This is a genomic window from Burkholderia sp. Ac-20392 (assembly GCF_017104585.1).
Classification (GTDB): Bacteria; Pseudomonadota; Gammaproteobacteria; order Burkholderiales; family Burkholderiaceae; genus Burkholderia; species Burkholderia lata.
On record NZ_JAAGPB010000436.1, the window covers coordinates 1 to 6947 of the forward strand.

5 protein-coding genes are annotated in these 6947 nt (G+C 68.9%); 4 read left to right on the forward strand and 1 reads right to left on the reverse strand.

From position 1 onward, the window contains the following. Window positions 1-332 (reverse strand): SAM-dependent methyltransferase (locus tag G3N99_RS31295; RefSeq protein WP_241011946.1); only part of this gene is annotated, 332 nt, incomplete at its 3' end. A gap of 663 nt (window positions 333-995) precedes the next feature. Here G3N99_RS31295 and G3N99_RS31300 point away from each other — a divergent pair. From G3N99_RS31300 to G3N99_RS31315, 4 genes are all read left to right on the forward strand, one after another. Next, window positions 996-2321 (forward strand): MFS transporter, encoded by a 1326-nt coding sequence (locus G3N99_RS31300; RefSeq protein WP_174943046.1) that lies wholly within the window; start codon window positions 996-998, stop codon window positions 2319-2321. Window positions 2322-2342: 21 nt separating this feature from the next. Continuing rightward, window positions 2343-4940, forward strand: a complete 2598-nt coding sequence (gene nirB / locus G3N99_RS31305; protein ID WP_206124311.1) for a nitrite reductase large subunit NirB — start codon at window positions 2343-2345, stop codon at window positions 4938-4940. Between the two features lie 38 nt (window positions 4941-4978). Next, window positions 4979-5326 carry a nitrite reductase small subunit NirD gene (nirD, locus tag G3N99_RS31310; protein WP_011354949.1) on the forward strand — a complete coding sequence of 116 codons (348 nt, stop codon included), beginning with the start codon at window positions 4979-4981 and terminating at the stop codon, window positions 5324-5326. A gap of 16 nt (window positions 5327-5342) precedes the next feature. After that, a partial coding sequence (locus G3N99_RS31315; RefSeq protein ID WP_206124312.1) for a molybdopterin-dependent oxidoreductase occupies window positions 5343-6947 on the forward strand: 1605 nt, incomplete at its 3' end.

Sequence of the window (6947 nt, forward strand, 5' to 3'; positions counted from 1 at the left end):
CCCGGAATCGCGGCGGCGCGCAGCGTCGCCAGTTCTTCGCCGGCGCGCCCGAACAGCAGCGCGTCGCCGCCTTTCACGCGCACCACGTGCGCGCCGCGCAGCGCGTAGCGGCGCATCAGCTTCTCGATGAATGCCTGCGGCGTGGAGCGGCAGCCGCCGCGCTTGCCGACGCGGATCACGCGTGCCTGCGGCGCGAGTTCGACGATGCCGGGCGCGACGAGATCGTCGAGCAGCAGCACGTCGGCGGCGGCCAGCGCCTTCACGGCCTTCAGCGTGAGGAGATCGGGATCGCCGGGGCCGGCGCCCAGCAGCGTGACTTTGCCTGTCGTCATGTCGTGTTCCAGTGCCGCCTGCATGCGGCGGTCGATAGCGCGTTGTCTGCGCGGCGTCGGCGGGCGGTCGAAACGCACCGGCATCCGGCCGTGCCGTGCACGGAGGGACGCCGTTGTCCTGATCGGCCCGCCGGTACGACGGGCATGGTTTGCGGGGGCTGCCCACCGGCGCCGTTGCCGGTGTCATGCATCAGGTTCAGCAATATCCGGGCCAACCGGCATGACACGTCGCGCCGGCACGGCGGGAACGGCGCGTACGCGCCGCGTGATGCCCCCGGGCATGCATGCAGCAGTCGCGCGCTGGCAGACGCAATGCCGCATCGGCGTGCATCGTGCCCCGTCAGCGCGCACCGCGATGTCGCACGGGGACAGTGCTGCAGCGCACCACATCTGTGCCTCGCTGCCTCACGGCGCATCGTGGGTCGCAGGGCGCCGCGCGTCGCATGATGTCCGACGCGCCTTGCGGGGCGGGGCTGTGGGCCCGATTCGCGACGACATGGCACGGCGTTTGCGTTAGGAGGTTCGGGCGGATCAATGGCGATTCGTCCGGCAGTACCGATTACAGACGCGCCCGGCAACGGGCTTCATGGGCAACGGCGTCCTACGCATCGGGTCTCGACGAGACCGGGTGCGCAGGACGCCGTTTTTCGTTTGGCGGATGACATGACCGACAAAGCTACCCGTATCGATCTCTTCAGCTTCCGCACCGCGCCGATGCGCGCGTTCCACCTGACGTGGATGGCGTTCTTCGTGTGCTTCTTCGCATGGTTCGCGTGCGCGCCGCTGATGCCGCTGATCGCACGCGAATTCCACCTGACCGCGGCACAGGTCGCCAACATCAATATCGCGGCCGTGGCCGCGACGATCGCCGTGCGGCTGCTGGTCGGCCCGCTGTGCGACCGCTTCGGCCCGCGCCGCGTGTACGTCGGCCTGCTGCTGCTCGGCGCGATCCCCGTGTTCGCGGTGTCGTTCACGCACGACTACCTGTCGTTCCTGATCTGCCGGCTCGGCATCGGCGCGATCGGTGCGGGCTTCGTGATCACGCAGTACCACACGTCGGTGATGTTCGCGCCGAACGTGGTCGGCACCGCGAACGCGACGACGGCCGGCTGGGGCAACGCCGGCGCAGGCGCCACGCAGGCGCTGATGCCGCTGCTCGTCGCCGCCGGCCTGATGCTCGGCTTCGGCGAGGATTCGTCGTGGCGCATCGCGCTGGTCGTGCCGGGCGTCGCGATGCTCGTGATGGCCTGGGCGTACTGGCGCTTCACGCAGGATTGCCCGCAAGGAGACATCATCGCGCTGCGCAAGGAAGGCGTGACGGTCGACAGCGGCAAGAAGGGCGGCTGGGCGAGCTTCTTCGCGGCCTGCGGCAACTATCGCGTGTGGATGCTGTTCGTCACGTACGGCGCGTGCTTCGGCGTCGAGGTGTTCATCCACAACATCGCCGCGCTGTACTACGTCGATCACTTCAGCCTGTCGCTGAAGGACGCCGGCTTCGCGGTCGGCCTGTTCGGGCTGCTCGCACTGTTCGCCCGCGCGCTCGGCGGCTGGCTGTCGGACAAGATCGCCGCGCGCCGCAGCCTCGACGTGCGCGCGACGCTGCTGTGCGCGCTGATCGTCGGCGAAGGACTCGGGCTGATCTGGTTCTCGCATGCGCAAAGCATCGGCGTCGCGCTCGTCGCGATGCTCACGTTCGGCCTGTTCACGCACATGGCGTGCGGCGCGACCTACGCGCTGGTGCCGTTCATCGACCGCAAGGCCCTCGGCGGCGTGGCGGGGATCGTCGGCGCGGGCGGCAACGTCGGCGCGGTGGCCGCGAGCTTCCTGCTGAAAGGCGTCGGCGACGTGCAGCACACGCTGAGCCTGCTCGGCCTGGCCGTCACCGCGACCGCGCTGTGCGCGATGGCCGTGCGCTTCAGCGAAGAACACAAGGCGCGCGAAGCCGAGCTGCGCGACCGCGCGCTGGCTGCCAGCACCGTCGCGAACTGATCGACCGAAGGAAACGTCACCATGAAACTCATCGTCATCGGCCACGGCATGGTCGGCCACAAGCTCCTCGAATGCGTCGCGGCGGAAGCGGGCGCCGCGGGCGCGCTGCAGGTCACCGTGCTCGGCGAGGAACCGCGCCCGGCGTACGACCGCGTGCACCTGTCCGAATTCTTCGCGGGCAAGTCGGCGGACGACCTGTCGCTCGTCGAACCCGGCTTCTTCGAGCGTCATCCGCAGTTCGACCTGCGCCTGAACGCGCAAGTCGCGTCGATCGACCGCGCCGCGCATACGGTCACGCTCGCATCCGGCGAAACGCTCGCGTACGACAAGCTGGTGCTCGCGACGGGGTCGCGCCCGTTCGTGCCGCCGATGCCGGGCCACGATCGCGACGGCTGCTTCGTGTACCGGACGATCGAGGATCTCGAAGCGATGCAGGCGTGCGGCACGCATGCGAAGCGCGGCGTCGTGGTCGGCGGCGGGCTGCTCGGCCTCGAATGCGCGAAGGCGCTGCGCGACATGGGGCTCGAGACGCACGTCGTCGAATTCGCGCCGCGACTGATGGCCGTGCAGGTCGACGACGGCGGTGGCCGGATGCTGCGCGCGAAGATCGAGGCACTCGGCGTGACCGTGCACACGGGCAAGAACACGCTCGAGATCGTCGATGGCGAGGAAGGCACGCACCGGATGGCGTTCGCCGACGGTTCGCACCTCGACGCCGACATGATCGTGTTCTCGGCCGGCATCCGCGCCCGCGACGAACTGGCCCGCGCCTGCGGGCTCGACATCGGCCCGCGCGGCGGCGTCGCGATCGACGACGCCTGCCGCACGAGCGACGCCGACATCTACGCGATCGGCGAATGCGCGGCCTGGAACGGCATGGTGTACGGCCTCGTCGCTCCCGGCTACGACATGGCGCGCGTGGTCGCGAAGCAGCTCGGCGGCGATGCGAACGGTGCGGCCGAGGCCGCATTCGCCGGCGCCGACATGAGCACGAAGCTGAAGCTGATGGGCGTGGACGTCGCGAGCATCGGCGACGCGCACGGCACGACGGCCGGCAGCCGCACCTACCAGTACGCGGACGAGCGCCGCCAGGTCTACAAGAAGCTCGTGGTGTCCGACTGCGGCAAGTTCCTGCATGGCGCGGTGATGGTCGGCGATGCAGCCGAATACGGCACGCTGCTGCAGATGATGCTGAACCGTATCGAGCTGCCGGAGTCGCCGGAATTCCTGATCCTGCCGTCGTCGGACGGCGTCGCGAAGCCGGCGATCGGCGTCGAGGCGCTGCCTGCGGCCGCCCAGATCTGCTCGTGCAACAACGTGTCGAAGTCGCAGATCTGCACGGCGGTCGCCGACGGCGCGACGAGCCTCGGCGCGCTGAAGACGTGCACGGGCGCCGGCACGTCGTGCGGCGGCTGCGTGCCGCTCGTCACGCAGATCATGAAGGCCGAGATGAAGAAGCAGGGCCTCGCGGTCAACAACCATCTGTGCGAGCACTTCCCGCATTCGCGCCAGGAGCTGTTCCACCTGATCCGCGTCGAGCGCATCACGACCTTCGACGAACTGCTCGCGAAGCACGGCCACGGCCTCGGCTGCGACATCTGCAAGCCGGCGGTGGCGGGCATTCTCGCGTCGTGCTTCAACGAATTCGTGCTGAAGAAGGAGCACGCCGGGCTGCAGGATTCGAACGACTACTACCTCGCGAACATCCAGCGCGACGGCACGTACTCGGTCGTGCCGCGCATGCCGGGCGGCGAGGTCACGCCGGAAGGGCTGATCGCGGTGGGCCAGGTCGCACAGAAGTACGGGCTCTACACGAAGATCACCGGCGGCCAGCGCGTCGACCTGTTCGGCGCACGCGTCGAGCAATTGCCGTCGATCTGGGAGGAACTGATCGCGGCCGGCTTCGAATCGGGCCACGCCTACGGCAAGGCGCTGCGCACCGTGAAGTCGTGCGTCGGGTCGACGTGGTGCCGCTACGGCGTCGATGATTCGGTCGGCCTCGCAATCGACCTGGAGAACCGCTACAAGGGGCTGCGCGCGCCGCACAAGATCAAGTTCGGCGTGTCCGGCTGCACGCGCGAGTGTGCGGAAGCGCAGGGCAAGGACGTCGGCATCATCGCGACCGAGAAGGGCTGGAACCTGTACGTGTGCGGCAACGGCGGGATGAAGCCGCGCCACGCGGAACTGCTCGCGTCCGATCTCGACCGTCCGACACTGATCCGCTACATCGACCGTCTCCTGATGTTATACGTGCGCACCGCCGACCGGCTGCAACGCACCAGCGTGTGGCGCGACAACCTCGAAGGCGGCCTCGACTACCTGATCGACGTCGTCGTGCACGACCGCCTCGGGATCGGCGCCGAACTCGAAGCCGACATGCAGCACGTGGTCGACACCTACGAGTGCGAATGGAAGAAGGCCGTGACCGACCCCGACACGCGCAAGCGCTTCCGCCACTTCGTGAACAGCGACGCGCCGGACACGACCATCGAGTTCGTCGAGACGCGCGGCCAGATCCGGCCCGCGACGCCCGGTGAACGCGCGGGCGGCAAGCCCGTGTCGATTCCCGTCGTGGCCGAAGGCGTGACGCAAGCCGCCACCGAACCCGCAACCGTTTGACCCTGACCGAGACCAGCGTCTTTTCCAAGGAGCCCATCATGAACGATCGTCTTCCGCTGTCCTGGACCCGCGTGTGCCCGCTCGACGACATCGTGCCGAACACCGGCGTGTGCGCCCTCGTCAACGGCGAGCAGGTCGCGGTTTTTCACGTCGCGCATGCCGAAGAAGGCGGCGTGTTCGCGATCGACAACGTCGATCCCGTGTCGCAGGCGGCCGTGATGTCGCGCGGGCTGATCGGCAGCCTCGGCGAGCGCGTCGTCGTCGCGTCGCCGCTGTACAAGCAGCATTTCGACCTGCGCACCGGCGAATGCCTCGAGGCGCCCGAGCAGTCGGTGAGCGCGTATCCGTCGCGGGTCGAGGACGGTTTCGTGTGGATCGCAGCCTGACCGCCCCGGAGCGCGCATGACCGCCACCCCCGTCAAGAGCGTGTGCCCGTACTGCGGCGTCGGCTGCGGGATGGTGCTGCACGTCGAGGAAGGCGAAGTCGTCAAGGTGTCCGGCGACTCCGACCATCCGACCAACTTCGGGCGGCTGTGCACGAAGGGCTCGTCGGCGCACGTCGCGTTGCGCCGCTCGGGGCGGCTCGACCGCGCGTTCGTGCGCCGGGCGCGCGAGGACGACCTGGTGCCGCTGTCGGCCCGCGACGCGATCGCCGACACCGCGCGCCGCCTGCGCACGGTGCTCGATACGCACGGGCCCGACGCGCTGTCGTTCTACGTATCAGGGCAGATGTCGATCGAGGCGCAATACCTCGTCAACAAGCTCGCAAAGGGCTTCGTCGGCACCAACAACATCGAGTCGAACTCGCGCCTGTGCATGGCGAGCGCGGGCACCGGCTACAAGCAGTCGCTCGGCGCGGACGGCCCGCCCGGGTCGTACCAGGATTTCGATCGCGCGAACCTGTTCTTCGTGATCGGCGCGAACATGGCCGACTGCCATCCGATCCTGTTCCTGCGGATGATGGATCGCGTGAAGGCCGGCGCGAAGCTGATCGTCGTCGATCCGCGCCGCACCGGCACGGCCGACAAGGCCGACCTGTTCCTGCAGATCCGGCCGGGCACCGATCTCGCGCTGACCAACGGGCTGCTGCATCTGCTGCATGCGAACGGCCGCACCGATGCCGCGTTCATCGACGCGTACACCGAAGGCTGGGACGCGATGCCCGCGTTCCTCGCCGACTACACGCCCGAGCGTGTCGCGGAAATCACCGGGCTCGCGGAAGCCGACCTGCGCACGGCCGCGCAATGGATCGGCGACGCGCAGGAGTGGATGAGCTGCTGGACGATGGGGCTCAACCAGAGCACGCACGGTGTGTGGAACACCAACGCGATCTGCAACCTGCATCTCGCGACGGGCAGGATTTGCCGCACCGGCAGCGGCCCGTTCTCGCTGACCGGCCAGCCGAACGCGATGGGCGGGCGCGAGATGGGCTACATGGGCCCCGGGCTGCCGGGCCAGCGCTCGGTGGCGTCCGACGACGATCGCCGTTTCGTCGAGAACCTGTGGCGCGTGCCGGCCGGCACGCTGCGCAAGGAGACGGGGCAAGGCACGGTCGACATGTTCGCGCGGATGGCGGCCGGCGACATCAAGGCATGCTGGATCATCTGCACGAACCCGGTCGCCACGGTGCCGAACCGGCAGAACGTGATCGCCGGGTTGCAGGCCGCCGAGCTCGTGATCGCGCAGGACGCATTCCTCGACACCGAGACCAACCGCTACGCGGACATCCTGCTGCCCGGCGCGCTGTGGGCCGAGGGTGACGGCGTGATGATCAACTCCGAGCGCAACATGACGCTGATGCGCGCGGCGGTCGCGCCGCCGGGCGACGCGCTGCCCGACTGGCGCATCGTCGCGGAAGTCGCGCGCGCGATGGGCTTCGGCGATGCGTTCGACTATGCGTCGGCGGCCGACGTGTTCGACGAGATCGTCCGCTTCTCGAATCCGGCGACCGGCTACGACCTGCGCGGCGCGAGCCATGCGGCGCTGCGCGACGGGCCCGTGCAGTGG